Source organism: Cupriavidus sp. LA-1 (assembly GCF_055385985.1).
Genome location: NZ_AP031387.1, coordinates 193,310 through 219,614, shown reverse-complemented (window position 1 = coordinate 219,614; position 26,305 = coordinate 193,310). Strand labels below are relative to the sequence as shown.

At 64.2% G+C, this 26,305-nt stretch carries 19 protein-coding genes, 2 tRNA genes and 3 rRNA genes; 7 read left to right on the top strand and 17 right to left on the bottom strand.

The window, feature by feature from the left end:
* Positions 1-5 precede the first annotated feature (5 nt).
* A complete protein-coding gene (locus ACZ5MJ_RS01140) occupies positions 6-1,139 on the bottom strand; it encodes an aminopeptidase (protein ID WP_464221738.1) in 1,134 nt (377 codons plus the stop codon).
* Entirely contained in the window at positions 1,136-3,244 is a 2,109-nt protein-coding gene (locus tag ACZ5MJ_RS01135) for a molybdopterin-containing oxidoreductase family protein (protein WP_464221737.1), read from the bottom strand. Before ACZ5MJ_RS01135 ends, ACZ5MJ_RS01140 begins: the two co-directional genes overlap by 4 nt.
* A 290-nt stretch (positions 3,245-3,534) precedes the next feature.
* On the opposite strand from ACZ5MJ_RS01135, the gene ACZ5MJ_RS01130 reads away from it, so the two are divergent.
* Entirely contained in the window at positions 3,535-4,737 is a 1,203-nt protein-coding gene (locus ACZ5MJ_RS01130; protein WP_464221736.1) for an ABC transporter substrate-binding protein, read from the top strand.
* Between the two features lie 48 nt (positions 4,738-4,785).
* Here the strand turns inward: ACZ5MJ_RS01130 and ACZ5MJ_RS01125 are convergent, their stop codons facing one another.
* From ACZ5MJ_RS01125 to ACZ5MJ_RS01105, 5 genes are all read right to left on the bottom strand, one after another.
* Positions 4,786-5,847, bottom strand: coding sequence for an ABC transporter ATP-binding protein (locus tag ACZ5MJ_RS01125; protein ID WP_432258334.1), 1,062 nt, complete (start codon positions 5,845-5,847; stop codon positions 4,786-4,788).
* Entirely contained in the window at positions 5,844-6,842 is a 999-nt protein-coding gene (locus tag ACZ5MJ_RS01120; RefSeq protein ID WP_464221734.1) for an ABC transporter ATP-binding protein, read from the bottom strand. Before ACZ5MJ_RS01120 ends, ACZ5MJ_RS01125 begins: the two co-directional genes overlap by 4 nt.
* Positions 6,843-6,855: 13 nt before the next feature.
* Entirely contained in the window at positions 6,856-7,785 is a 930-nt protein-coding gene (locus tag ACZ5MJ_RS01115; RefSeq protein ID WP_464221733.1) for an ABC transporter permease, read from the bottom strand.
* A 3-nt stretch (positions 7,786-7,788) separates the two neighbouring features.
* Positions 7,789-8,766, bottom strand: a complete 978-nt coding sequence (locus tag ACZ5MJ_RS01110) for an ABC transporter permease (RefSeq protein ID WP_432258337.1) — start codon at positions 8,764-8,766, stop codon at positions 7,789-7,791.
* A gap of 148 nt (positions 8,767-8,914) precedes the next feature.
* Positions 8,915-10,501 (bottom strand): ABC transporter substrate-binding protein, encoded by a 1,587-nt coding sequence (locus ACZ5MJ_RS01105; protein WP_432258338.1) that lies wholly within the window; start codon positions 10,499-10,501, stop codon positions 8,915-8,917.
* A 48-nt stretch (positions 10,502-10,549) separates the two neighbouring features.
* Between ACZ5MJ_RS01105 and ACZ5MJ_RS01100 the strand changes: the two genes are divergently transcribed.
* The 3 genes from ACZ5MJ_RS01100 to ACZ5MJ_RS01090 all read left to right on the top strand — a co-directional run bounded on the left by ACZ5MJ_RS01100 (position 10,550) and on the right by ACZ5MJ_RS01090 (position 13,119).
* Positions 10,550-10,840, top strand: a complete 291-nt coding sequence (locus tag ACZ5MJ_RS01100) for a hypothetical protein (protein ID WP_464221730.1) — start codon at positions 10,550-10,552, stop codon at positions 10,838-10,840.
* Complete coding sequence (locus tag ACZ5MJ_RS01095) at positions 10,837-12,030, top strand: M20 aminoacylase family protein (protein WP_464221729.1); 1,194 nt, start codon at positions 10,837-10,839, stop codon at positions 12,028-12,030. Before ACZ5MJ_RS01100 ends, ACZ5MJ_RS01095 begins: the two co-directional genes overlap by 4 nt.
* A 63-nt stretch (positions 12,031-12,093) precedes the next feature.
* Complete coding sequence (locus ACZ5MJ_RS01090) at positions 12,094-13,119, top strand: DUF2891 domain-containing protein (RefSeq protein ID WP_464221728.1); 1,026 nt, start codon at positions 12,094-12,096, stop codon at positions 13,117-13,119.
* A gap of 18 nt (positions 13,120-13,137) precedes the next feature.
* Here the strand turns inward: ACZ5MJ_RS01090 and ACZ5MJ_RS01085 are convergent, their stop codons facing one another.
* The 10 genes from ACZ5MJ_RS01085 to ACZ5MJ_RS01040 form a co-directional block, all read right to left on the bottom strand.
* Positions 13,138-14,079: a DUF3047 domain-containing protein gene (locus ACZ5MJ_RS01085; protein WP_464221727.1), complete on the bottom strand. Its 942-nt coding sequence runs from the start codon at positions 14,077-14,079 to the stop codon at positions 13,138-13,140.
* A 274-nt stretch (positions 14,080-14,353) separates the two neighbouring features.
* Positions 14,354-14,467, bottom strand: a 5S ribosomal RNA gene (rrf, locus tag ACZ5MJ_RS01080).
* 128 nt (positions 14,468-14,595) lie between these two features.
* Positions 14,596-17,476 (bottom strand): 23S ribosomal RNA (locus tag ACZ5MJ_RS01075).
* A gap of 287 nt (positions 17,477-17,763) precedes the next feature.
* Positions 17,764-17,839 (bottom strand) — tRNA-Ala (locus ACZ5MJ_RS01070).
* Between the two features lie 12 nt (positions 17,840-17,851).
* Positions 17,852-17,928 (bottom strand) — tRNA-Ile (locus ACZ5MJ_RS01065).
* 62 nt (positions 17,929-17,990) lie between these two features.
* A 16S ribosomal RNA gene (locus ACZ5MJ_RS01060) occupies positions 17,991-19,522 on the bottom strand.
* Together the 16S, 23S and 5S rRNA genes with 2 tRNA genes alongside form the textbook arrangement of a ribosomal RNA operon.
* A gap of 579 nt (positions 19,523-20,101) precedes the next feature.
* On the bottom strand, positions 20,102-20,878 hold the full coding sequence (locus tag ACZ5MJ_RS01055; protein WP_432258342.1) for an enoyl-CoA hydratase: 777 nt from the start codon (positions 20,876-20,878) through the stop codon (positions 20,102-20,104).
* 93 nt (positions 20,879-20,971) lie between these two features.
* On the bottom strand, positions 20,972-21,724 hold the full coding sequence (locus tag ACZ5MJ_RS01050; protein WP_464223627.1) for an amino acid ABC transporter ATP-binding protein: 753 nt from the start codon (positions 21,722-21,724) through the stop codon (positions 20,972-20,974).
* 37 nt (positions 21,725-21,761) lie between these two features.
* Entirely contained in the window at positions 21,762-22,415 is a 654-nt protein-coding gene (locus tag ACZ5MJ_RS01045) for an amino acid ABC transporter permease (protein ID WP_026201215.1), read from the bottom strand.
* A 110-nt stretch (positions 22,416-22,525) separates the two neighbouring features.
* Positions 22,526-23,317, bottom strand: coding sequence for an amino acid ABC transporter substrate-binding protein (locus ACZ5MJ_RS01040; RefSeq protein WP_464221725.1), 792 nt, complete (start codon positions 23,315-23,317; stop codon positions 22,526-22,528).
* 274 nt (positions 23,318-23,591) lie between these two features.
* Here ACZ5MJ_RS01040 and paaG point away from each other — a divergent pair, with 274 nt between their 5' ends.
* From paaG to paaK, 3 genes are read left to right on the top strand one after another with little or no spacing between them, the layout of a single operon-like run.
* Complete coding sequence (gene paaG / locus ACZ5MJ_RS01035; RefSeq protein ID WP_464221724.1) at positions 23,592-24,416, top strand: 2-(1,2-epoxy-1,2-dihydrophenyl)acetyl-CoA isomerase PaaG; 825 nt, start codon at positions 23,592-23,594, stop codon at positions 24,414-24,416.
* A 41-nt stretch (positions 24,417-24,457) separates the two neighbouring features.
* Positions 24,458-24,910, top strand: a complete 453-nt coding sequence (gene paaI / locus ACZ5MJ_RS01030; RefSeq protein WP_464221723.1) for a hydroxyphenylacetyl-CoA thioesterase PaaI — start codon at positions 24,458-24,460, stop codon at positions 24,908-24,910.
* Between the two features lie 44 nt (positions 24,911-24,954).
* Positions 24,955-26,259, top strand: coding sequence for a phenylacetate--CoA ligase PaaK (paaK, locus tag ACZ5MJ_RS01025; RefSeq protein WP_464221722.1), 1,305 nt, complete (start codon positions 24,955-24,957; stop codon positions 26,257-26,259).
* Positions 26,260-26,305: the final 46 nt, after the last annotated feature.

Here is a 26,305-nt window from a genome sequence, read left to right as displayed (position 1 = left end):
GCGGCTCAGTTGGCTGCCGTCCTGCTGCCCGCGGTCAGCGTGTCGGTGCGCGTGGCGGGCGGCGCCAGCCGGCGCAGCGCGGCTTCGCGCTCGGCGGCGGGCAGCGCGCCAATGCGGCCGGCTTCGGCATAGAAACGCTGCCAGTCGCCATTGCACTGCGCCAGCAGCGCGGTGAAGGCCGGCACCCACTGCTGGTACGTCGCCACAGCGGCCAGGTGAGCGTTGGTCAGCGGCTGGTCGAACCAGCGGTCATAGCCGCTGTATCCGCCCCACTCCGTGCGCAGCCGCGCGTACTCGCTGCGCAGGTCGGCGAAGATCTTCGCCTTGCCCTCGCGCTTGGCACCGTCATCGAGCGGAGCCTGGTACAGCGCCACCAGCCGGTCGCGCGTGCCCAGCAGCAGCGCGCGGAACTGCTGGCGCCGGGCATCGTACTGGCGATAGCTGGCGCGCGCGTCCTCCGACGCAGCCTCGGCCAGCCAGCGCTCCACGCCCGCCGCTTCCACCGCGGTGGCAAAGGACTCGTTGAAGGCGGTGTCGTTGCGCACGTACACCACCTGGTGCGCCAGCTCATGGAAGATCAGCCGCGCCAGCTCGCCCTCGGGCAGGTAGACGAAGGTGTTGAGCAGCGGGTCGTCGAAATAGCCCAGCGTCGAATAGGCGGGGATGCCGGCCACGTAGGTCTCCAGCCCGTCCCGGCGCAGGCCCTGCGCGTAGTGCTCGGCATCGGACTGCGCGTAGTAGCCGCGGTAGCTGATGCAGCCGACGATGGGGAAGCACCACTTGCGCAATTCCATCGACAGCTCGGGCGTGGCGAACACGCTCCACACCACGTAGGGCCGGTGCAGGTTGGCGTAGCGGCGGTAGCTGCCGTTGTCGGGCAGCTTCAGCTCGCGCGAGGCAAAGTCGCGCATGCGGCCGGCCAGCGCCAGCCGCTGGGCCAGGCGCGCGTCGTTGGCGTCGCGCGCGCTGGCAATGGCGTCGGTCAGCGGCTGCGCCTGGGCCATCACGCCAAGATGCCCGCCGATCGACTGCGCGTAGTAGCCCAGGGCCTCGCACCCTGCCATCAGCAGGACCACGGCCGTCAGGCCCGTTGCCGCCAGGAGTGCCGCCCAGCGGCGGCGGCCGGGCCGCTGTGTCATGCCGGCAGGACCGCCCCTTCCGTGCAGGCCTCAACCTGCACCAGGCAGTCGTAGAACACCGGCGCGCGGCCCAGGTCGGTCAGGCGCTGGCTGGTCAGCTCGTTGGCGTTCTTGCCGTCCGGGGCCAGCTTCTTCCACCAGATCGACAGCCCCACCACCAGCCCGCGCCGGGCGCGGTCGGTGACGCGGGCGCGCGCCACCATGCTGCCGCGGTCGTTGAAGGCGCGCACCAGCGCACCGTGCACGATGCCGCGCTCGGCGGCGTCGGCCGGGTGGATGTCCAGGTGCGGCTCGCCCTCGGTGGCGCGCAGGCTGTCGACGTTGACGAAGGAGCTGTTGAGGAAGTTGCGCGCCGGCGGCGAGATCATCGCCAGCGGATAGCGCGCCGCCAGTTCGGGCGCGGTCTGCGGTGCCTCGTACTGCGGCACGTAGTCGGGCAGCGGGTCAAAGCCGTCCCGCGCCATCGGCTCCGAATAGAACTGGCACCTGCCCGACGCCGTCGGAAAGCCGCCCTCGGCGAACGGCGCCGCCGGCAGCGCCAGCTTCTGCCAGCCCTGTTCCTTCAGTGATTCCCAGCTGATGCCAGCCGCGCGCGCATCGCCCGGAATGATGGCCTGCGCGGCGATGGCCTCGTCGCTGTCGGCAAAGCACGCCTCGGTGAAGCCCATGCGCTGTGCCAGGCGGCGGAAGATCTCGGTATTGGGCAGGGCCTCGCCCATCGGCGCGATGGCGGCGTTGTTGGCCAGGAAATAGGTGTGGCCGTAGGCCTTGTGCACATCGGTGTGCTCGAGCTGCGTGGTCGCCGGCAGGATGATGTCGGCATAGTCGGCGGTGTCGGTGCGGAAGTGCTCCAGCACCACCGTGAACAGGTCCTCGCGCGCGAAGCCCGCGGCGACCGTGCCGGATTGCGGCGCCACCGCGACCGGATTGCTGTTGTAGACCACCACGGCCTCGATGCGCGGCGCGCCGGGCGCCGGCTCGGCCAGCAGCGCGTCGCCGATGGTGCTCATGTTGACGATGCGCGGCAGCTTCTGCGGCCAGCCCGGCAGCAGGTCCGGGCGCTGCAGCGCGGCCTCGTTGACCGGGAAGAAGCCCGAGGTCGACAACTGCAGCCCGCCCGCCGGGTGGCGCCAGGCGCCCACCAGCGACGGCAGGCACGCCACCGCGCGCACCGCCTGGCCGCCGCCGTGCACGCGCTGCATGCCATAGTTCAGGCGGATCGCCACCGGCTGGCGCTCGCGCACGGCCAGTTGGCCATAGAGGCCGGCCAGCCATTCGATGTCCTCGACCGGGATGCCGCAGATTTCGGCCGCGCGGGCCGGAGTGTAGGCCTGCGCGCGCTCGCGCAGCGCCTCGAAGCCGACCGTGTGGCGTTCGATGTAGTCGTGGTCGAGCAGGTCGTCGCGGATCAGCACATGGATCAGCGCCAGCGCCAGCGCGCCGTCGGTGCCGGGCATCGGCGCGATATGGCGGTGGCACTTCTCGGCGCTCAGCGAGCGGTACGGGTCGATCGCCACCAGCGTGGCGCCGCGCCGCTTGGCTTCCTGGGCGCGGGTCCAGAAGTGCAGGTTGGAGGCAATCGGGTTGCCGCCCCAGATGATCACCAGCCTGGCATCGACCACGTGCTCCATGTCCATGCCCACGCTGGCGCCGTAGGTATAGCGCAGCGCCGTGGCGCCGGCGCTGGCGCAGATGGTGCGGTCCAGCCGCGATGCGCCCAGCTTGTTGAAGAAGCGCGCGGCCATGCTCTCGCCCTGCACCAGCCCCATGGTGCCGGCGTAGCTGTACGGCACGATGGCCTGCGGGTCGCGCGCGGCGATCGCCTGCAGGCGGGTGGCGATGGTGTCCAGCGCCTCGTCCCAGGAGATCGGCGCGAACTTGCCTTCGCCCTTCTTGCCGATGCGCTTCATTGGCGTCAGCAGCCGGTCCGGGTGGTAAGTGCGTTCCGTGTAGCGCGACACCTTGGTGCACAGCACGCCCTGCGTCCCGGGGTGGTCGGGATCGCCCGCTACCTTGACGGCACGGCCGTCCTCGACGGTGACGAGCAATGCACAAGTGTCGGGGCAGTCATGCGGACAGGCGGCGCGGACGATGCGGGAAGCCATGGGGTCTCCGGGCGGGGGATGTGTTGTTTTCGTTCAGTCGTACGGAACTGGATCTGCCGGCGCAGGCGGCGGGTAGCGGCGCCTGCGCCGCGCCGGCGGGCGGCGCACCCCCCGGCCGTGCGGGGTGATGGCGGGGAGTATCTCGACCCGATTGTATTCGATTATGATGTGCCGGCGCGCTCGCGGCACAGACCGGGACGCGCACCATGCCGCACGATCCGGGCAACTTGCCGGCGACAGACCGGCCGACGCGGCGAACGGGTAACCGAACCACAATTCGCGGGGGGTTTATGTCTTTCCGATCAGGGGTCAATGGCCGGCTTGCCGGCCTGCTGCTGGCGTGCGCCATCGGCACCGGTGGCGCATCCTGCGCTGCCTTCGCAGCCAATACGGCGGGCACCGCCGCCACAGCCGAAAGCGGCGTCACCGCCGACACCATCCTGCTGGGCCAGTCCGCCGCGCTGACCGGCCCGACCGCCATGCTCGGCAAGCAGATGAACTCGGGCGCGCGGCTGTATTTCGACCATATCAACCAGCAGGGCGGCATCTACGGCCGCAAGATCCAGCTGGAGGCGCTGGACGACTACTACGAGCCCGAGCCCGCCGCCAAGAACACCAAAAAGCTGATCGAGGAAGACCGTGTCTTCGCCCTCTTCGGCTATGTCGGCACGCCCACCAGCCAGGCCGCGCTGCCGCTGGCGATCCAGGCCAGGGTGCCATTCTTTGGCCCGTACACCGGCGCGCGCTCGGTGCGCGAGCCGCGCAGCCGCTACGTCTTCCATGTCCGCGCCGGCTACAACGACGAGGCCACGGCGATCCTGCGCCAGATCCAGACCACCGGCCTGAAACGCGTGGCCGTGGTCTACAACGACGACGCCTACGGCAGGGCCGAGCTCGAAGAGCTGGAACGTGCGCTGAAGACCATGGCCGACAGCGGCGTGCAGCTGGTGGCGCGCGAGGGCGTGGTGCGCAATACCACGGAAATCGGCGACGCCATGCAGGGCTCGATGAAGGCCAGGCCCGACGCCGTGGTCATGATCAGCGCCTACCGCACCGCCGGCGCCTTCGTGAAGGAAGCGCTGCGCCGCGGCTACAACGGCCAGTTCTACAACGTCTCCTTCGTCGGCACCCAGGCGCTGGCCAACGTGGTCGGCGCGCAGGGCAGCGGCGTGATCATCTCGCAGGTGATGCCGCACCCGGGCAACGCCACGCTGCCGATCGTGCGGGAATACCTGCGCCTGCTGCAGGCCGCCGGCAAGGCCAGCGAATTCGACTACGCCAGCATCGAAGGCTTTATCGCCGCCAAGGCCTTCACCGAAGGCCTGCGCCGCGCCGGCAAGGACCTGAACCGCGAGAAGTTCGTCACCGCGCTGGAAACGATGCGCAGCTACGACCTGGGTGGATACATCGTCAACTTCACGCCGGAGAACCACGTGGGTTCGAAGTTCGTGGAGATGACGATCATCAATTCGAAGGGGCAGGTGATCCGCTGAGCTTCCGGGCTTTTCTCCTCCCCGCTCGAGGGAGGAGAAAATAACGCCCTACTTCATGTCGTTCAGGTGGCACGCCGAAAACCGCATCGGCGCAATCTCCTTCAGCAGCGGCTGCTCTTCCCGGCAACGCGCCATCGCGTGCGGGCAGCGCGGATGGAAGTGGCAGCCCGGCGGCGGGTCCAGCGGCGACGGGATCTCGCCGCGGATCGCCACATAGGTCTTGCGGGCCACCTCCAGCTTGGGGGCCTCGGCCAGCAGGGCCTGGGTATAGGGATGGTTGGGCGCGGCGAACACGTCCTCGGTCGGCGCCGACTCCACCACCCGCCCCAGGTACATGATCACCACGCGGTCGCTGATGTGCTTGACCACGCCCAGGTCGTGGCTGATGAACAGGTAGGTCAGGTTCAGCTCTTCGCGCAGGCGCATGAACAGGTTCAGCACCTGGGCCTGGATCGACACGTCCAGTGCCGCCACTGACTCGTCGCACACCAGGAATTCTGGCTTGACCGCCAGCGCCCGGGCGATGCCGATGCGCGCGCGCTGCCCGCCCGAGAACTGGTGCGGGAAGCGCCGCAGCACGGTCGGGTCCATGCCCACGCGCACCAGCATGTCTTCGACATAGCCCTTCTGCGCGCCACGCTCGACCATGCCGTGCACCACCGGTGCCTCGCCGACGATATCCAGCACGCGCAGCCGCGGATTGAGCGAAGCATAAGGGTCCTGGAAGATCATCTGGATCGCCAGCTGCTTCTCGCGGCGCTTGTCGGGCGGCAGGTGGTCCAGGTTGATGCCGCGCCACAGGCGCTCGCCCTCGGTCAGCGAGTGCAGGCCCACGGCCATGCGCCCGAGCGTGGACTTGCCGCAGCCGGACTCGCCGACCAGGCCCACCACCTCGCCCGCGCGGATGCTCAGGTCGACGCGGTCGACCGCGTGCACCACCTCTTCATGCGCATGGGCGCCGAACAGGTTGGCGATGCGGGCGGCAGCATCCAGCGACTTGACGAAGCGCTTGGACACGCCGCGCAGTTCGAGGATCGGTGCGCCCGGCGTGGTCCCCGCTTCAGCGGTGGGATTCATCATCGGTCGGGGTTGCAGTGCAGTGGCGCTCATGCGGCCTCCTGGTTGGCCAGCACCGGATGGAAGCAGCGCAGGCGGCGGCCGTCGGCGGCGGTTTCCAGCGGCGGCTCGCTCTTGCAGGCAGCGGTGGCGTAGGGGCAGCGTTCGCGGAAGGCACAGCCGCCCGGCAGGTTCAGCAGCGACGGCGTCATGCCCGGAATCTGCCGCAGCGGCGCGCCGCGCGGGTTGCGCGACGGCGCCGAGCTGATCAGGCCGTGGGTATACGGGTGCTCCGGGTGCTCCAGCACCTGGCGCACGTCGCCGGCCTCGACGATCCTGCCTGCGTACATCACGCACACGGTATCCGCCAGCCCCGCCACCACCGACAGGTCGTGCGTGATCCAGATCAGCGCCGTGCCCGACTCGCGGCACAGGGTCTGCATCTCGTACAGGATCTGGCCCTGGATGGTCACGTCCAGCGCGGTGGTCGGCTCGTCGGCGATGATCAGGTCAGGCTTGTTCAGCAGCGCGATCGCAATCGCCACACGCTGGCGCATGCCGCCCGAGAACTGGTGCGGGTAGGCCTGCAGGCGCTCGTCCGGCGACGGGATGCCAACCCGCGCCAGCGCATTGCGCGCGCGTTCGCGCGCCACTGCCTTGCCCACCTTTTCATGCGCCAGCACCGCCTCGATCATCTGCGTGTCGATGCGCAGGACCGGGTTCAGCGTCATCATCGGGTCCTGGAAGATCATGGCGATGCGGTTGCCGCGCACGTCGCGCTGCTGCGCCGGCGTGAGCGCGCGCAGGTCGCGCGTGACGCCGTCGCGGCTGGTCAGCGCGATGCGGCCGTCGACGATCTTCCCGGGCGCATCGATCAGGCCCATGATCGAATAGCCGGTCATGGACTTGCCCGAGCCGGACTCGCCCACCAGCCCCATGATCTCGCCGCGGCCCACGGTGAAGGACACGTCGTCGACGGCCCTGGCGATGCCGCCGCGCGTGTAGAAATGCGTTTTCAGGTGTTCGACCACCAGTGTCGGTTGTGCCATGTTCCGCTCCTGGTTATTGCGTCTGCAGGCGCGGGTTCAGCACATCGCGCAACTGGTCGGCCACCAGGTTCATCGCCACGATGGTGACCACCAGCGCGATGCCGGGAAAGAAGCTGATCCAGTACTTGCCCGAGAGCATGTACTGCTGCCCGTTCGAGATCAGCGAGCCCAGCGACGGCTCGGTGACCGGCACGCCCAGCCCGAGGAAGGACAGCGTCGCTTCCAGCGTGATCGCTGATGCCACCTGCAGCGCCGCGATCACGATCAGCGGCGGCAGGCAGTTGGGCAGCAGGTGGCGGAACATGATGCGCGTGGGCGGCAGGCCCAGGCAGGTGGCAGCCTCGATGTACTCCTTGCGGCGCTCCACCAGCGCGGCGCTGCGCGTGGTGCGCGCGTAGTAGGCCCACTGCACCGCCACCAGCGCGATCACGATATTGCCCAGCCCGGGGCGCAGGAAGGCCAGCAGGATCAGCGCCAGCAGGATCGGCGGGAACGACAGCTGCAGGTCGGCCACGCGCATGATGAAGGCCTCGGTGCGCCCGCCCAGGAAGCCGGCAAGCAGGCCGAGCGTGGCGCCCAGCAGCAGCGCGATGATGGTGCTGAGCACGCCCACGCCGATGCTGATGCGCAGCCCGTACATCACCGCCGACAGGATGTCGCGGCCCTGCTCGTCCGAGCCCAGCAGGAAGGTCATGCCGTTGCCGGCCTGCTCGCCCGGCGCCAGGCGCGCATCGAGCACGTCCAGCGTGGCCAGGTCATAGGGGTTCTGCGGCGCCAGCCACGGCGCGAAGATGGCGACCAGGATGATGACGACCAGCGTCACCAGCCCGGCCACGGCAATCTTGCTGGAGAAGAACTCGGCGGCAAAGCGCCGCCACGGCGATTGCTCGCGCGCCGCGGGCGGCGGCGTCTTGTCGTCTTGTTCTACAGATACGGCACTCATGGCTCAGCCCTTGTTGTCGGCAATGCGCACGCGCGGATCGAGCATGCTGTAGAGGATGTCCACCACCAGGTTGATCAGGATGAACAGCGTCACGATCACCATCAGGTAGGCGACGATCACCGGCCGGTCCAGCAGCTGGATCGAGTCGATGATGAGCTTGCCCATGCCGGGCCAGGCAAAGATCGATTCGGTCACGATCGCAAAGGCGATGATCGAGCCGAACTGCAGCGCGATCACCGTGACGATCGGGATCAGGATGTTCTTGAGCACATGCACGCCGACGATGCGGGTGTTGGACAGCCCCTTGGCGCGCGCGAACTTGACGTAGTCCTGCAACATCGCCTCCTGCGTGCCGGCGCGCGTGAGCCGGATCACCATGGCGATATTCAGCAGCGACAGTGTCACCGCCGGCAGGATCAGGTGGCGGATGCCGTCGGCGGTCAGGAAGCTGAGCGGGATGCCGAGCACGCGCACGGTCTCGCCGCGGCCGTTGGACGGCAGCCAGCCGAGCTGCACCGCGAATACCATGATCAGCATCAGCCCGACCCAGAAGGTGGGCAGCGAGAAGCCCAGGATCGACACCGTCATGATCGACTTGCCGGCGATGCCCTTGGGGCGCAGCCCGGCCCACAGTCCCAGCGGGATGCCCAGCACGATCGCCAGCAGGATCGCGCAGACGGCCAGCTCCATGGTGGCGGGCATGCGCTCGAAGATCAGCTTGAGCGCCGGCGTGCCGTGCGCGAACGATGTGCCCAGGTTGCCATGCAGCGCGTTCTGCAGGAACACCCAGTACTGCTCCCACAGCGGCTTGTCCAGGCCCAGCGCCGCGATGGTGCGCTTGATGTCCTCCTGGTCGGCCTGCGGGTTGATCAGGATGTCGACGGGATTGCCGATGGCAAAGACGCCGAGGAAAACCAGCAGCGACATGACGAAGAGCACGACCACGCTCTGCATCAGGCGCCGGATGATAAAGACCAGCATGTTCGAACCACGTTCCTTTCGCGCGCGAATGCACGCCGCGCCCGGGCCGCGCCGTGGCGCTTCCCGGGTGTGGCGCGGCAGCCATGCGCGGCACCGCAAACTCGGCCGGCAGACAACCCGCTGGCCGAGGCTCCTGTGTTACCGGAGCTTACTGGGGCTTGAAGTTGTGCGCGTAGGTGCGCTCGTCGGTACGCGGCACGTAGGCAATGCCCTTCTGCGTAGCCCAGGTGGTCACCTGCTGGTGGATCGGGATGATACCGCCATCGTTGATCGCGATCGCGGTGGCCTCCTGCAGCAGCTTGGAGCGTTCGTTGTCATCCACCGTGGCCAGGGCCTTCTCCAGCACCACGTCCATCTTCGGGTTGCAGTACTCGCCCCAGTTGGTGGTGCCGAAGCCTTTCTTGCTGTCCTCGCACGCCAGCAGCGCGCGCAGCGGCGAGCTGACCTCGCCGGTCTGCGCGCCCCAGCCGAGCAGCCCGAACGACCACTCATGCTTGATGCCCTTGGACGAGTATGTCGCCATCGGCATGCCCTCGACCTTGGTGACGATGCCGATGCGCGTCAGGTTCTGCGCAATGGTCTGCGCGATCTTCTCGTCGTTGACATAGCGGTTGTTCGGAGTATGGAGCGTCACGCCGAAGCCGTTCGGATAGCCTGCGTCGGCCAGCAGCTTCTTGGCGCCCTCGGGGTCGTACTTGACCGTCTTCAGGTTGGGGTTGTAGCCGAACAGCGTGGGCGGCACCAGGTTGTTGGTCGGCTCGGACAGGCCTTCCATCAGGCGGTCCTTGATGCCCTGCCGGTTGATCGCCATGCTGATGGCATTGCGCACGCGCGCGTCCTTCAGCGGGTTCTTGTCCATCGGCGCGCCTTCCTTCGTGGTGACGAAGGGCGACTTGTCGCGCTTGGCATCGAAATACAGGTAGATCACGCGGTGCGAGATCTTGGAGAAGAACGACAGCTTGGGATCCTTGCGCACCTTGGGCAGGTCAGGCGTGGGCACGTTCTCGATCGCCTGCACGTCGCCCGACAGCAGCGCCGCCAGGCGCGTGGCCGGGTTGGGGATGAAGCGCAGCGTGACCTTGTCCCACGCCGGCCGGGGGCCCCAGTAGTCGTTGTTGCGCACCAGCTCGACCCGGTCGTCGCGCGCGTAGCTGACGAACTTGAACGGCCCGGTGCCGACCATGCCCTTGCCCTGCGCGAAATCATCCGAGCTCAGGCCCTGCGTGGCCTTCTTCTGCACGATGTAGATCGACGTGAGGTCGTTCAGCATCAGCGGATAGGGCTGGTTGGTGGTCAGCTGGATGGTGTACTTGTCGATCACCTTCTTGTTGATGATCGCCTTGGTGTAGACGTCGAACTTGCCGGGGCTGTTCTGGATGGTGGCCGGGCGGTCCAGCGACCAGATGACGTCTTCAGCGGTCAGCTCCGAGCCATCATGGAACTTCACGCCCTTGCGGAGCTTGAATTCCCACGTGAGGTTGTTGACCAGCTTCCACGACTCGGCCAGGCCCGGAATGATGCGGCTGTCCGGGTCCATCTTGGTCAGCGAGTCGAACATGTGCTCGGAGACGTTGATATTGGAGAACAGGTTGTAGAAGTGCGGATCCATCGAGGTCGGCGGCGAACTCATGGCCAGTTTGAGGTCCGCGGCCCGGGCGGTGCCGGCAAGTGCCAGGCCAAGGGCCCCGGCTACCGCCACCACACCAATTGCCTTCTTGAAAGTGCGAAGGGACATCGCGCAATTCTCCCTGTAGGAAGTGAAGCAGACGTTTTAGGATCGGCAATGCGCCGCACCGCGGGTCACGCGGCGGCGCTGCGTTTTGGTGCGCTTTGGAATGCGCTTGCGCGTCCCAAAGCGACTGGCTTGCCGGCCGGGCACTTCAAGCATGAACTGTTCCAGCAGTGGATACGCGACGGCAATGCGTGGAAACCCGCCCGCGCTGGCATATTGCACTGCGCCAACCGGGCAAGCGCGCAGGAAATCGCCGCATTTTGGCGCTTTCGCGGGAGGCATCGTATGATCGGGGTATCCAACGCTAACGCCCCTTACTCTCAGGGCAGCCCGGCATCATGAAGCTCATCCCCGAAATCCTGCAGGCACAAGCCGAAATCCGCGCGATCCGGCGCGACATCCACGCCCACCCTGAACTCTGCTTCGAAGAGCAGCGCACCGCCGACGTGGTCGCGCGCAATCTGGAATCGTGGGGCATCGAAGTGCATCGCGGCCTGGGCACCACCGGCCTGGTCGGCGTGATCCGCAACGGCAACAGCGCGCGCGCCATCGGCCTGCGCGCCGACATGGACGCGCTGCCGCTGCAGGAAGCCAACACCTTCGGCCACCGTTCGCAGCACACCGGCAAGATGCACGCCTGCGGCCACGACGGCCACACCGCGATGCTGCTTGGCGCCGCGCGCTACCTGGCGCAGCATAAGCCGTTCGACGGCACCGTGCACCTGATCTTCCAGCCGGCCGAGGAAGGCGGCGGCGGCGCCCGCGAGATGATCAAGGACGGCCTGTTCGAGCGCTTTCCGTGCGACGCGGTGTTCGGCGTGCACAACTGGCCGGGCATGCCGGTGGGCGCGTTCGGCACGCGCGCGGGCCCGCTGATGGCATCGAGCAACGAGTTCCGCATCGTCGTGCGCGGCAAGGGCGCGCACGCGGCCATGCCCAACAACGGCAATGACCCGGTCTTCACCGCGGCGCAGATCGTGTCGGCGCTGCAGGGCGTCATCACGCGCAACAAGCGCCCGATCGACACCGCGGTGATCTCGGTCACGCAGTTCCATGCGGGCGATGCCACCAATATCGTGCCGGACCAGGCCTGGATCGGCGGCACGGTGCGCACCTTCACGGTGCCGGTGCTGGACCTGATCGAGCGACGCATGGAAGAAGTCGCGCGCGCGGTGGCGGCGGCATTCGACTGCACCATCGAATACGAATTCCACCGCAACTATCCGCCGACCATCAACAGCGAGGCCGAGACCGGCTTTGCCACCTCGGTCGCCGCGGAACTGGTCGGTGCAGACAACGTCGACAGCAATGTCGAGCCCACCATGGGCGCCGAGGATTTCTCGTTCATGCTGCAGCACAAGCCGGGCTGCTACCTGTTCCTGGGCAACGGCGACGGCGGGCATCGCGATGCCGGCCATGGCATCGGGCCCTGCATGCTGCACAACCCGAGCTACGATTTCAACGACGAACTGCTGCCGGTCGGCGCGACGTTCTTCGTGCGGCTGGTGGAGAAGTGGCTGGCACCTGCGTGACTGTCGTACCTGAGCGCAGCTGCCTGACCGCAGCATTACGATAACTACAGGGGAGCTACCGCGATGGGCCGCTCTGCGCTGGATCGCGAGACAGCGCGCAGCTTCGCGCGCGTGGCGCTGGACAATATCCTGCGCCGGTATCCGTACAAGCTGGATCACATGATGGCCTGCGCCGGCGACGTGGCCGAGCCCGCGGCCTGGCACCCGGTCTTCTGCGGCAGCTACGACTGGCATTCCAGCGTGCACATGCACTGGCTGCTGGTACGGCTGCTGGCGCTGTGGCCGGACCTGGAAGAGGCACCGCGCATCCGCGCCGCGCTGGATGCCCAGCTGCGGCCAGAGCACATGGCGGTCGAACTGGCCTACTTCCAGCGGCCCCACGCACGCACCTTCGAGCGCCCCTACGGCTGGGGCTGGATGCTGAAGCTGCAGGCCGAGTTGCTGGTGCAGGCGCGCCAGGACCCGCAGGCCGCCACCTGGGCCGACGCGTGCGCGCCGCTGGCCTCGCATTTGTCGCACCAGCTTGCGGAGTTCCTCGATGCGGCGGTGTTCCCGGTGCGCACCGGCACCCACTTCAACAGCGCTTTCGCTCTGGTCATGGCGATGGCCTATGCGCGCACGCACCAGGACCTGGCCTTGCGGCGCGCCATCGTGCGGCGGGCGCATCGCTGGTTCGGACACGACCAGAAATATCCTGCCCGCTATGAACCCGGCGGCGATGAGTTCCTGTCCGGCGGGCTGACCGAAGCCGTGCTGATGCACGCCGTGATGGACGGCTGCGCGTTTTCGGAATGGTGGGAATTGTTCGTGCCGGGGCAGGCGGAGCTGGCCAACTGGCTGACGCCGGTGGAAGTCGCCAATCGCAGCGATCCCAAGACCTCGCATCTGGACGGACTCAACCTGTCGCGCGCATGGTGCTGGCGCCTGCTGGAGCCTGCCCTGCCCGATCCGCTGCGGCCACTGGCTGTCCGTGCGTGGTCAGAGCATCTCGGGGCGTCGCTGCCGCAGGCGGTCGAAGGCGAGTATGTGTCGACACACTGGCTGGCCTCGTTCGCGGTACTCGCGCTGGCCGAGCCGATCGGCGGCTGAGGATGCCGCCGGGGCGCTTCAGTCCAGCGCGATATCGCCGTACCAGGATTCGGCCTTGCTCCTGGTGTTGTCGGTATCGGTCATGATGCCCACGGCGATGACCCGGCCCGGGTCGGTCCCGAACGCCTTGCGGTAGTCCGCGCGCAGGTCGCGCTCGTGGCAACGCCACTCATTGGCGTACTTCGTGCCGCTATCCACCACGATCATGCGCACACGGTCGGTGTGCGGATTTTTCACCACCGAACCTTCGGCGCGCCGTCCGCCCCAGATATACATCAGGGTGGCGTAAGGCATTTCGCGACCGGTGGTCAGCCGCGCCATCTCGTACATCAGCTGGTCTTTCAACGATAAGGCGCCCTTGTCGCCGTCGAAGGCGACAAACAGGCGCAGCGGCGAATCCTCGCGCGGGCCGACGCTGTTGTCGGCATTGCGGATGATGCCGCTGGTCTTCCAGGTCCAGCGCAGCGTGCCGGCATCGCGGTCACGCAGCGGGACATACAGGCCGGAGGCGGAACTGTCGGCCTGCGCATGGACAACCACGCGCTGGTCGACCTCGGCCAGCGAATAGCGGGTGGGGACCTTGTTGCGGTTGATGGTCCAGGGCTGCCAGCCAACCGGCAGCTGGTCTCCGCGCGGCGAGACCGAGAACAACGGCAGCGTGGCGAGGGTGACCGGCGCTGCGTCGGCGGGTTCGCCATCGTCCCCGGCTTCAGCTTCTGCCGCGCGGGTGTTGGCGGCAGCCAGCGGGTCGGAAGACGGCCCCGCTTCGGCATCCTTCTGCGCCGCCGCGTATGCAGCCATGCGCTTGGCGAACGCCTCGCAATCGACCGCGGAAGTGGCAGCCATCGGGGCCGGATCGCCCGGGGATAGCGCGGAATCAGAGGGATTGGATGCGCATCCTGCCAGCAGCAGCGCGCTGGCGGCGCCAGTCAAAACCAGCCTGAACATCTTGGCCGTCATGTAACCCCTCGAAACCCGAAACCCGGACCTGCTCTGTCGACAATGGTCCGGCTATTGCTCACTACTTGCTGCAAACATGGGTTGCAGCCGACTTCGTGCCGCAGAGGGGCACTTGGGTGTCGACCATATCAGAAGGCGGGCAGCGTCGGAATGCTCCCTGACCCGCGCTGCGGCACGAAAACAACGCGCTCCTGCGTGCCTGCGCCAGGATCAGCTGCGCCGCGCCAAAGCAAAAACCCCCAGCCTTTTGGGCTGGGGGTTCTGCGGGATAAGAGCCTGGCGATGACCTACTTTCACACGGGTAATCCGCACTATCATCGGCGCGGAGTCGTTTCACGGACCTGTTCGGGATGGGAAGGGGTGGTTCCAACTCGCTATGGTCACCAGGCATAAGGGGTTGCAGCGCTGAGGTTGAGGTCAACGCTGCGAATAGGGATGTAGTTGGGGTTGTGCGTCTTGTGTCAACTGTTTCGGCACAGTCACGATCACACACACCAGGCAAAACACACTGGTTATAGGATCAAGCCTTACGGGCAATTAGTACTGGTTAGCTTAACGCATTACTGCGCTTCCACACCCAGCCTATCAACGTCCTGGTCTCGAACGACCCTTCAAGGCGGTCAAGCCGCCAGGGAATCCTCATCTTCAGGCGAGTTTCCCGCTTAGATGCTTTCAGCGGTTATCTCTTCCGTACATAGCTACCCTGCGATGCCTCTGGCGAGACAACAGGTACACCAGCGGTACGTCCACTCCGGTCCTCTCGTACTAGGAGCAGCCCCCGTCAAGATTCCAACGCCCACGGCAGATAGGGACCAAACTGTCTCACGACGTTTTAAACCCAGCTCACGTACCTCTTTAAATGGCGAACAGCCATACCCTTGGGACCGGCTACAGCCCCAGGATGAGATGAGCCGACATCGAGGTGCCAAACACCGCCGTCGATATGAACTCTTGGGCGGTATCAGCCTGTTATCCCCAGAGTACCTTTTATCCGTTGAGCGATGGCCCTTCCATTCAGAACCACCGGATCACTATGTCCTGCTTTCGCACCTGCTCGACTTGTCGGTCTCGCAGTTAAGCACGCTTTTGCCATTGCACTTTAGGTACGATGTCCGACCGTACCAAGCGTACCTTCGAACTCCTCCGTTACACTTTGGGAGGAGACCGCCCCAGTCAAACTGCCTACCATGCACTGTCCCCGACCCGGATTCACGGGTCAAGGTTAGAACCTCAAACAAACCAGGGTGGTATTTCAAGGACGGCTCCACGTGAACTAGCGTCCACGCTTCAAAGCCTCCCACCTATCCTACACAGATCGGTTCAAAGTCCAATGCAAAGCTACAGTAAAGGTTCATGGGGTCTTTCCGTCTAGCCGCGGGGAGATTGCATCATCACAAACACTTCAACTTCGCTGAGTCTCGGGAGGAGACAGTGTGGCCATCGTTACGCCATTCGTGCAGGTCGGAACTTACCCGACAAGGAATTTCGCTACCTTAGGACCGTTATAGTTACGGCCGCCGTTTACCGGGACTTCAATCAAGAGCTTGCACCCCATCATTTAATCTTCCGGCACCGGGCAGGCGTCACACCCTATACGTCCACTTTCGTGTTTGCAGAGTGCTGTGTTTTTATTAAACAGTCGCAGCCACCATTTTATTGCAACCCCTTCACCCTTCTGGCGCAGGCCAGTCAAGCTACCAGGGCGTACCTTATCCCGAAGTTACGGTACCAATTTGCCGAGTTCCTTCTCCCGAGTTCTCTCAAGCGCCTTAGAATACTCATCTCGCCCACCTGTGTCGGTTTGCGGTACGGTCTCGTATGACTGAAGCTTAGAGGCTTTTCTTGGAACCACTTCCAATTGCTTCGCAGCACTAGGCCGCTCGCCCCACATCCTTGAATCCCGCGCCCGGATTTGCCAAAGCGCCTTCTCCAATGCAGGGACCGGGACTTCCAACACCCGGACAACCTTCCGCGATCCGTCCCCCCATCGCATCATACGACGGTGCAGGAATATTAACCTGCTTCCCATCAGCTACGCATCTCTGCCTCGCCTTAGGGGCCGACTCACCCTACGCCGATGAACGTTGCGTAGGAAACCTTGGGCTTACGGCGAGGGGGCCTTTCACCCCCTTTATCGCTACTCATGTCAGCATTCGCACTTCTGATACCTCCAGCATCCTTTACAAGACACCTTCACAGGCTTACAGAACGCTCTCCTACCACGCACATTACTGTGCGTCCGCAGCTTCGGTGACTGGCTTAGCCCCGTTACATCTTCCGCGCAGGACGACTCGATCAGTGAGCTATTACGCTTTCTTTAAAGGGTGGCTGCTTCTAAGCCAACCTCCTGACTGTTTTAGCCTTCCCACTTCGTTTCCCACTTAGCCAATCTTGGGGACCTTAGCTGGCGGTCTGGGTTGTTTCCCTCTTGACACCGGACGTTAGCACCCGATGTCTGTCTCCCGTGATTGCACTCTTCGGTATTCGGAGTTTGCTATGGCGGGGTAATCAGCAATAGACCCCCCAACCATGACAGTGCTCTACCCCCGAAGGTGACACACGAGGCACTACCTAAATAGTTTTCGGAGAGAACCAGCTATTTCCAGATTTGTTTAGCCTTTCACCCCTATCCACAGCTCATCCCCTAACTTTTCAACGTTAGTGGGTTCGGTCCTCCAGTACGTGTTACCGCACCTTCAACCTGGCCATGGATAGATCATCTGGTTTCGGGTCTACACCCAGCGACTCAACGCCCTGTTCGGACTCGCTTTCGCTACGCCTTCCCTAATCGGTTAAGCTTGCCACTGAATGTAAGTCGCTGACCCATTATACAAAAGGTACGCCGTCACCCGTTTCCAGGCTCCGACTGTTTGTATGCATGCGGTTTCAGGATCTATTTCACTCCCCTCCCGGGGTTCTTTTCGCCTTTCCCTCACGGTACTGGTTCACTATCGGTCGATCACGAGTATTTAGCCTTGGAGGATGGTCCCCCCATCTTCAGACAGGATTTCACGTGTCCCGCCCTACTTGTCGTACACCTAGTTCCACAATCGTGTTTTCGCATACAGGGCTATCACCTGCTATGGCCGGGCTTTCCATCCCGTTCTGCTAACACCACTGCTAAAGAGTACAAGGCTCTTCCCATTTCGTTCGCCACTACTTTGGGAATCTCGGTTGATTTCTGTTCCTGCAGCTACTTAGATGTTTCAGTTCGCCGCGTTCGCTTCCCTGACCTATGGATTCAGTCAGGGATGACCCATACGGGCCGGGTTTCCCCATTCGGACATCTCCGGATCAAAGCTTGTTTGCCAGCTCCCCGAAGCTTTTCGCAGGCTACCGCGTCCTTCATCGCCTGTGATCGCCAAGGCATCCACCACATGCACTTGTTCGCTTGACCCTATAACGAGTGTGTCTCGATCGCTCGAAACAGTCGCTACAGGATGAGTTCTCGCATTTGTGCCGTATTCCAAGTCATCTTTCGATCACTTAAATACATTTTGGTTGATACAATCACAACCCGGTATCGCGTTTAACTACTGTGCTTCTCATCAAAGCACCGCGACACCTTTACTACATCCCATATTTTTAAAGAACAGCCGATCTTGCGATCGCTTGGCAATGCCAAATGCAAACGCTCAATGCTAAGCGCTTGCATTTGACCACCAATTCCAAGGTACCAGGTGATGGTGGAGGATGACGGGATCGAACCGACGACCCCCTGCTTGCAAAGCAGGTGCTCTCCCAGCTGAGCTAATCCCCCTTCCGGATAACTTGGTGGGTCTGGTAGGACTTGAACCTACGACCCCCGCCTTATCAAGACGGTGCTCTAACCACCTGAGCTACAGACCCTTGGCTGTAACAGCAAACAAACCGATAAGTGTGAACGCTAGGCTTGAGACACAAGCCTCTAGAAAGGAGGTGATCCAGCCGCACCTTCCGATACGGCTACCTTGTTACGACTTCACCCCAGTCATGAACCCTGCCGTGGTAATCGCCCTCCTTGCGGTTAGGCTAACTACTTCTGGCAAAACCCACTCCCATGGTGTGACGGGCGGTGTGTACAAGACCCGGGAACGTATTCACCGCGGCATGCTGATCCGCGATTACTAGCGATTCCAGCTTCACGTAGTCGAGTTGCAGACTACGATCCGGACTACGATGCGTTTTCTGGGATTAGCTCCCCCTCGCGGGTTGGCAACCCTCTGTACGCACCATTGTATGACGTGTGAAGCCCTACCCATAAGGGCCATGAGGACTTGACGTCATCCCCACCTTCCTCCGGTTTGTCACCGGCAGTCTCTCTAGAGTGCCCTTTCGTAGCAACTAGAGACAAGGGTTGCGCTCGTTGCGGGACTTAACCCAACATCTCACGACACGAGCTGACGACAGCCATGCAGCACCTGTGTCCACTTTCCCTTTCGGGCACCTAATGCATCTCTGCTTCGTTAGTGGCATGTCAAGGGTAGGTAAGGTTTTTCGCGTTGCATCGAATTAATCCACATCATCCACCGCTTGTGCGGGTCCCCGTCAATTCCTTTGAGTTTTAATCTTGCGACCGTACTCCCCAGGCGGTCAACTTCACGCGTTAGCTACGTTACTGAAGAAATGAATCCCCAACAACTAGTTGACATCGTTTAGGGCGTGGACTACCAGGGTATCTAATCCTGTTTGCTCCCCACGCTTTCGTGCATGAGCGTCAGTGACGTCCCAGGGGGCTGCCTTCGCCATCGGTATTCCTCCACATCTCTACGCATTTCACTGCTACACGTGGAATTCTACCCCCCTCTGACATACTCTAGCCTTGCAGTCACAAGCGCCATTCCCAAGTTGAGCTCGGGGATTTCACGCCTGTCTTACAAAACCGCCTGCGCACGCTTTACGCCCAGTAATTCCGATTAACGCTCGCACCCTACGTATTACCGCGGCTGCTGGCACGTAGTTAGCCGGTGCTTATTCTTCCGGTACCGTCATCGACCCCAGGTATTAACCAGAGCCATTTCTTTCCGGACAAAAGTGCTTTACAACCCGAAGGCCTTCTTCACACACGCGGCATTGCTGGATCAGGGTTGCCCCCATTGTCCAAAATTCCCCACTGCTGCCTCCCGTAGGAGTCTGGGCCGTGTCTCAGTCCCAGTGTGGCTGATCGTCCTCTCAGACCAGCTACTGATCGTCGCCTTGGTAGGCTCTTACCCCACCAACTAGCTAATCAGACATCGGCCGCTCCTGTAGCGCGAGGCCTTGCGGTCCCCCGCTTTCACCCTCAGGTCGTATGCGGTATTAGCTAATCTTTCGACTAGTTATCCCCCACTACAGGGCACGTTCCGATGTATTACTCACCCGTTCGCCACTCGCCACCAGGCCGAAGCCCGTGCTGCCGTTCGACTTGCATGTGTAAGGCATGCCGCCAGCGTTCAATCTGAGCCAGGATCAAACTCTTCAGTTCAATCTCTGTGTGGAAGCCTCGCGGCTCCCTCGCTCTTTCGAGCGGTCGCTCACTCTCAGAAAACTGACTGACCAGATCCGAAGATCCAGTCACGTTTTGCTGTGCGAGCACTGTATAACTTGTGAAGCAACACTGTCCGAAGACAGTGGCGTCCGCTACCCAGCGCCCACACTTATCGGTTGTTTGTTTGTTAAAGAACTACGCTACCGGCTTTGCCGTTTGCGTCGCTGCGTTGTCTGCAGCAGAGAAACGAGATTATGCAGAGCTTTCTTCGTTTCGTCAACCGTTTCAGCAATCTTTTTTTGCTGCGGCCGGCGCTGCAAACTTCGCTGCGCCAGCCTTCCGGCTGACCCCGCAACCCTTGCTGCGTCTGCTTTGCAGCGCTGCGTTGCGTGTTGCGAGGGGGCGAATAGTAGGCCGGTTTCGCCGCCCTTGCAACAACTTTGTCACGATGATCCGCTAGGGGTTTCGGTGATTATGTCGTAACCCATTGAGCTGCAAAGGAAATCCCCGGGAACCCAGGCGCGGGAGAAAGATAATACCCCCGCGCGGACCTCGGGTATTCCCTGATCCAGACTATTAACGATGCTGGAAATTCGGCGCGCGCTTCTCGACAAAGGCGGCCATGCCTTCCTTCTGGTCTTCGCTGGCGAAGGTCGAATGGAACAGCCTGCGCTCGAAGTGCACGCCTTCGGCCAGCGTGGTCTCGTAGGCGGTGTTGACCGATTCCTTGATCATCATGACCACCGGCAGCGAGAACCCGGCGATGGTCTCGGCGGCCGCCAGCACTTCGTCCAGCAGCTTGTCGGCCGGCACCACGCGCGACACCAGGCCGGCGCGCTCGGCTTCGGCGGCGTCCATCATGCGCGCGGTCAGGCACAGGTCCATGGCCTTGGCCTTGGACACCGCGCGCGGCAGGCGCTGGGTGCCGCCGGCGCCGGGCATGGTGCCCAGCTTCACCTCAGGCTGGCCGAACCTGGCCGAATCCGCCGCGATGATGATGTCGCACATCATGGCCAGCTCGCAGCCGCCACCCAGCGCATAGCCGGCCACGCCGGCGATCACCGGCTTGCGGATCTTGCGGATGGTTTCCCAGTTGCGGGTGATGTAGTCGCCCTTGTACACATCCATGAAGGAATACTTGGCCATCATGCCGATATCGGCGCCGGCGGCGAAGGCGCGCTCGCTGCCGGTAATGACGATGGCGCCGATGCCCTCATCCTGGTCGAAGGCGATCAGTGCGGCGCCCAGTTCATCCATCAGCGCGTCATTGAGCGCGTTCAGGGCCTTGGGGCGGTTCAGCGTGACCAGGCCAACGCGGCCGCGCGTCTCGACCAAGATGTTTTCGTACGGCATGTCTTCTCCTATGTATTGGCAGGCGGATGGCACCGTCGCCACCGGCTGCGGGCTATTCTGCCACCGGTCGCGACGTGGCGGCGCAGGCGCCGCCTAGAGCATGTGCGCCAGGAATTCGCGCGTGCGCGCGTGGGCTGGTGCCCCGAACACGTCCTCAGGCGGCCCTTCCTCAAGAATCCTGCCCTCGTCCATGAACACGACATGGTTTGCCACTTCCCGCGCAAACCCCATTTCATGCGTGACGACAAGCATGGTCATATGTTCTTCAGCCAGTTGCCGCATGGTGCGCAGCACCTCCCCGGTCAGTTCCGGATCCAGCGCGGAAGTCGGCTCGTCGAACAGCATGATGTCGGGCTCCATCGCCAGCGCCCGCGCAATCGCCACCCGCTGCTTCTGGCCGCCGGACAGGCGCGCGGGATAGCTGTCCCGCTTGGCCAGCAGGCCGACCTTGCGCAACAACTCCTCTGCCTTGGGCACCACCGCGTCGCGCGCCAGTCCCTTGACGGTCATGGGTGCTTCAATGATGTTCTGCAGCACCGTCATGTGCGGAAACAGGTTGAACGACTGGAACACCATGCCCATCTTCCGGCAGATGCGGCGCACTTCCGCGTCCGCCACATATCTGGCTGCGCCGTCGGGGCCGGCTGCCGCCAGCGCCTCGCCTTCGATTTCAACGGTGCCGCGGTCGATCACTTCAAGATGATTCAGGCAGCGCAGCAAGGTACTCTTGCCCGAACCCGACGGCCCGATCACCGCGGTGACATCGCCCTTGCGCAAGGTCAGGGAGACGCCGCGCAAGACCTGCAGTGCCCCGAACGATTTGACAATGTCCCGCGCCGCGATCATGACGCCGGGCGCATGGTTCGGCGTGGCGCCGGTCGGGCTAGTCATCATGTTTGGCATAGCGTTTTTCGAGATTCTGGAAGAACCAGGTCAGAATCAGCGTCATCACCAGATAGAAGAGCGCGGCGACCAGGAAAGGCGTGGTGGTGAAATCGCGCTGCACGATGCCGCGCGCGGTGCGAAGAATATCGTTGAGGGCCAGCACGTAGATCAGGGACGTGTCCTTGATCAGCGTAATGGTTTCGTTGCTGACCGGCGGCAAGACCCGGCTGACCATCTGCGGCAGCACGACCCGGCGCATGGTCTGGAAGTAGCTCATGCCCAGCGCCTTGCTGGCCTCATACTGGCCGCGATCGACTGACTTGATCCCGGCACGGAAAATCTCCGCGAAATAGGCCGCGTAGTTCAGGGCAAAGGCGACCACCGCGGCGGGAAAGTCGGGCAGGCGCACGCCGATGACCGGCACGAACGGCAGCGCGAAATAGATAAACAGCATCTGCAGCATCAGCGGCGTGCCGCGCATCAGCCAGATGTAGCCATTGACCAGGCCGCTCAGCCACGGCCATGACGAGATGCGTGCCAGCGCCAGCGCCAGGCCCAGCGGCACCGACAGGGCGAGCGTGATGGCAAACAGTGTGAGCGTGACTTGCGCACCCTGCGCCAATGGCGCCAGAAGAGATAAGACGTAGTCCATGCTCGCGTGAAACAGAAAGGGGTGGAATCCCGGGCGCCAGGGCGGCGCCCGGGTCCGGATGCGGCGCGGCGCGCGGCCTGAACGGCGCAGGGCGTCACGCAGCGTCCGGATTACCTGGTGATGTCAGTGCCAAACCACTGCGTGGCGATGCGGGCTGCCGTGCCATCCTGCTTCATGGAGGCCAGGGTCTTGTCGAGCTTGCCGAGCAGCTCGGCGTCATCCTTGCGCACGCCCACGCCATACTCTTCGGTACCGAAGTTTTCCTCCAGCACCTTGTATTCGCCGGCACGCTTGCTGATCAGGTAGCGCCCCACCACTTCATCCACCACGATCGCGTCGAGGCGGCCGGTCGACAGGTCCATCAGGGCCGTCACGTTGTCGCCGAAGGTCTTGAGTTCCTTCAGGCTGGCGGCGACCTGGGCTTCCTTCTTGATCGCATCCACCGCGCTGCTGCCGTCCTGCGCGCCGACGATGCGGCCGGCCAGGTCTGCCTTGGCCTTCACCGGGGAGTTGGCACCGACGATGACGATCTGGTGGTTGGTCATATAGGGCGCGGTGAAGCTGATGTTCTTCTTGCGCTCTTCCGTGATGGTCAGCCCGTTCCACAGCACATCCACGCGCTTGCCGTTGAGTTCCGCCTCCTTGGCGCTCCAGTCGATCGGCTTGAATTCAACCGTCATGCCAAGACGCCGGCTGGCCTCCCTGGCCATATCGATATCGAAGCCGACCAGCTCGTTGCTGTTATCGCGGAAACCCATGGGCGGGAAGTTGTCGTCCAGGCCGACAATGATCTTGCTGGCCGTGGCCGTGTCGGTGCCGGCGGCGGGGGCTGCGTCTTTCTTGCCGCACGCCGCAAACAGCGCCACGGACGAAATCAGGAGTAATGCAGCGATCTTCTTCATAAGATTTCCAATGCGGATAGAGGCAAATAGGCGAACATGCCGGGGTCCGCACACGGATGCCGGCAGGTTTCAGATTGTTGTTGGCAGCGCGATTATAGAGCGGCGCCCGCGACCGGCATTGCGGACCCTGCCGGCATTGGCAGCCACGTGCCCGTCCCCGCAGCCAAAAATTAGTGCTAACATTTGCCGACCGACTGGTCGGTTTATTTAAGAGGCGCCGTCGCAAGCAGCCGCCGCGCCGACCGCAAGAACAGAATCCGGCAGGAGACAAACAATGCCCCCGATGTCCACCTCCGCTGGCCAGCCGGTCAGCATCGATGCCGGCCCGGTCTTGCTGCAATGGCAGGGCCCGGTGGCCGTGATCACCCTGAACCGCCCCGACAAGCTCAACAGCTTCACCCGCGCGATGCACCAGGCGCTGCAGCAGGCGCTCGACCACGTCGAGGCCGGCGGCGCGCGCGCGCTGCTGCTGACCGGCGCGGGCCGCGGCTTCTGCGCCGGCCAGGACCTGGCCGACCTGGATTTCACGCCCGGGCACATGACCGACCTGGGCGAGCTGATCGATACCTGGTTCAATCCGCTGATCCGCCGGCTGCAGGCCCTGCCGCTGCCGGTAGTGGCCGCGGTCAACGGCACCGCGGCGGGCGCCGGGGCCAACCTGGCGCTGGCCTGCGACATGGTGCTGGCGGCGCGCTCGGCCAGCTTTATCCAGGCGTTCGTCAAGATCGGGCTGGTGCCGGATTCGGGCGGCACCTGGCTGCTGCCGCAGCGCATCGGCATGGCGCGCGCGCTGGGCCTGGCCATGACCGGCGAGCGGCTGAGCGCCGAAAAGGCCGAGAAATGGGGCCTGGTCTGGGAGACCATGGACGACCCGCTGCTGCCGGAACAGGCGCTGGCACTGGCCACGCACCTGGCCGGGCAACCAACCCGGGCGCTGGCGGCGATCAAGCGCGCCATGTATGCCAGCGCCACGGCCACGCTGGACGCCCAGCTGGACCTGGAACGCGACCTGCAGCGCGAGCTGGGCCAGTCCGCCGACTATGCGGAAGGGGTCAACGCCTTCCTCGAAAAGCGCGCGCCGCACTTCACCGGCAAATAAGCCGCGCGGGCCAGCCCCGCGCATATATATAGGAGACCAGCTTGAAACAGGACCCACAGGCCCTCGCCGAAGCGGCCGCCGCCGCCATGTATGAAGCCGACACCTGCAGCCGCTGGCTGGGCATCACGGTCGAGGCCGTGCGGCCCGGCTATGCGCGGCTGACCATGCCGGTGCGCAAGGAATTCCTCAACGGCCACGGCATCTGCCACGGCGGGCTGATGTTCACGCTGGCCGATTCCACTTTCGCTTTCGCCTGCAACAGCCATAACATCAACACCGTGGCGGCGGGCTGCAGCATCGAGTTCCTCAAGCCCGTGCACGGCGGCGACGTGCTGACCGCCGAGGCCACCGAGCAGGTCCTGTCCGGCCGGCACGGCATCTACGACATCCGCGTGACCAATGCCGCGGGCCAGGTGGTGGCGATGTTCCGCGGCAAGTCGGCGCAGATCAAGGGACACGTGGTGCCGCCGCCAGAAGCAACGGAAGTCGCCTGAACAACAATACGCTGACGACAAACGCCCCCCGTGCAGGAGACGACATGAGCACGCGCCTGACCGATCTGCCCCTGGATGCGATCGAGACCGCCAGCCGCGCCGAGCTGCAGGCCTTGCAGCTGGAGCGCCTGCGCTGGTCGCTCCACCACGCCTACGCCAATTCGCCGGTGTACCGCCGCAAGTTCGACGAGGCCGGCGTGCATCCGGACCAGCTGCGCTCGCTGGCCGACCTGGCGCGCTTTCCGTTCACCAGCAAGCAGGACCTGCGCGACAACTACCCGTTCGGCATGTTCGCCGTGCCGCAGGACCGCGTGGCGCGCATCCATGCCTCGTCCGGCACCACCGGCAAGCCCACCGTGGTCGGCTACACGCTCCAGGACATCGACAACTGGGCCACGGTGATGGCGCGCTCGATCCGCGCGTCGGGCGCGCGGCGCGGCGACAAGGTGCACATCAGCTACGGCTACGGCCTCTTCACCGGCGGCCTGGGCGCGCACTACGGCGTGGAAAAGGCCGGCCTGACCGCGATCCCGTTCGGCGGCGGCCAGACCGAGCGGCAGGTGCAGCTGATCATGGACTTCAAGCCCGAAGTGATCATGGTGACCCCCAGCTACATGCTGGCGATCGCCGACGAATTCGAGCGCCAGGGCATCGACCCGGCCAGCACCTCGCTGCGCGTGGGCATCTTCGGCGCGGAGCCGTGGACGCCGGAAATGCGGCTGGCGATCGAGAAGCGCATGGGCATCTCGGCGGTCGACATCTACGGCCTGTCGGAAGTCATGGGCCCGGGCGTGGCCAACGAATGCGCCGAGACCAAGGACGGCCCGACCATCTGGGAAGACCACTTCTACCCGGAGATCATCGATCCAGTTACCGGCGCGGTGCTGCCCGACGGCGAGTTCGGCGAACTGGTGTTCACCTCGCTGACCAAGGAGGCGATGCCGGTGGTGCGCTACCGTACCCGCGACCTGACCCGGCTGTTGCCGGGCACCGCGCGTGCGGCGTTCCGCCGCATGGAGAAGGTCACCGGCCGGACCGATGACATGATGATCGTGCGCGGGGTCAACGTGTTCCCGTCGCAGATCGAGGAACTGATCCTCAGGCACGCCGAGCTGGCGCCGCACTACCAGTGCGTGCTGAGCAAGGACGGCCACATGGACACGCTGACGGTGCGCGTGGAATGCGCCCACGGCAGCGAACCGGGGCTGGCGCAAGGCGCGCGCGAGCGGCTGGCGCACGAGATCAAGGCCTATATCGGCGTCACCGCCGGCATCGAGGTGCTGCCCGAGGGCGGCATCGAGCGCTCGGTGGGCAAGGCGCGGCGCATCGTCGACCAGCGCCCGCGCTGAGGGCCATTCACCAAGAATAAAGGGCGCCGCGATGGCGCCCTTCCTC

Coding starts and splice junctions, on each gene's coding strand:
- ACZ5MJ_RS01140 (WP_464221738.1), bottom strand. CDS start 1,139: ATGACACAGCGGCCCGGCCGCCGCCGCTGGGCGGCACTCCTGGCGGCA.
- ACZ5MJ_RS01135 (WP_464221737.1), bottom strand. CDS start 3,244: ATGGCTTCCCGCATCGTCCGCGCCGCCTGTCCGCATGACTGCCCCGAC.
- ACZ5MJ_RS01130 (WP_464221736.1), top strand. CDS start 3,535: ATGTCTTTCCGATCAGGGGTCAATGGCCGGCTTGCCGGCCTGCTGCTG.
- ACZ5MJ_RS01125 (WP_432258334.1), bottom strand. CDS start 5,847: ATGAGCGCCACTGCACTGCAACCCCGACCGATGATGAATCCCACCGCT.
- ACZ5MJ_RS01120 (WP_464221734.1), bottom strand. CDS start 6,842: ATGGCACAACCGACACTGGTGGTCGAACACCTGAAAACGCATTTCTAC.
- ACZ5MJ_RS01115 (WP_464221733.1), bottom strand. CDS start 7,785: ATGAGTGCCGTATCTGTAGAACAAGACGACAAGACGCCGCCGCCCGCG.
- ACZ5MJ_RS01110 (WP_432258337.1), bottom strand. CDS start 8,766: ATGCTGGTCTTTATCATCCGGCGCCTGATGCAGAGCGTGGTCGTGCTC.
- ACZ5MJ_RS01105 (WP_432258338.1), bottom strand. CDS start 10,501: ATGTCCCTTCGCACTTTCAAGAAGGCAATTGGTGTGGTGGCGGTAGCC.
- ACZ5MJ_RS01100 (WP_464221730.1), top strand. CDS start 10,550: ATGCGCCGCACCGCGGGTCACGCGGCGGCGCTGCGTTTTGGTGCGCTT.
- ACZ5MJ_RS01095 (WP_464221729.1), top strand. CDS start 10,837: ATGAAGCTCATCCCCGAAATCCTGCAGGCACAAGCCGAAATCCGCGCG.
- ACZ5MJ_RS01090 (WP_464221728.1), top strand. CDS start 12,094: ATGGGCCGCTCTGCGCTGGATCGCGAGACAGCGCGCAGCTTCGCGCGC.
- ACZ5MJ_RS01085 (WP_464221727.1), bottom strand. CDS start 14,079: ATGACGGCCAAGATGTTCAGGCTGGTTTTGACTGGCGCCGCCAGCGCG.
- ACZ5MJ_RS01055 (WP_432258342.1), bottom strand. CDS start 20,878: ATGCCGTACGAAAACATCTTGGTCGAGACGCGCGGCCGCGTTGGCCTG.
- ACZ5MJ_RS01050 (WP_464223627.1), bottom strand. CDS start 21,724: ATGATCGCGGCGCGGGACATTGTCAAATCGTTCGGGGCACTGCAGGTC.
- ACZ5MJ_RS01045 (WP_026201215.1), bottom strand. CDS start 22,415: ATGGACTACGTCTTATCTCTTCTGGCGCCATTGGCGCAGGGTGCGCAA.
- ACZ5MJ_RS01040 (WP_464221725.1), bottom strand. CDS start 23,317: ATGAAGAAGATCGCTGCATTACTCCTGATTTCGTCCGTGGCGCTGTTT.
- paaG (WP_464221724.1), top strand. CDS start 23,592: ATGCCCCCGATGTCCACCTCCGCTGGCCAGCCGGTCAGCATCGATGCC.
- paaK (WP_464221722.1), top strand. CDS start 24,955: ATGAGCACGCGCCTGACCGATCTGCCCCTGGATGCGATCGAGACCGCC.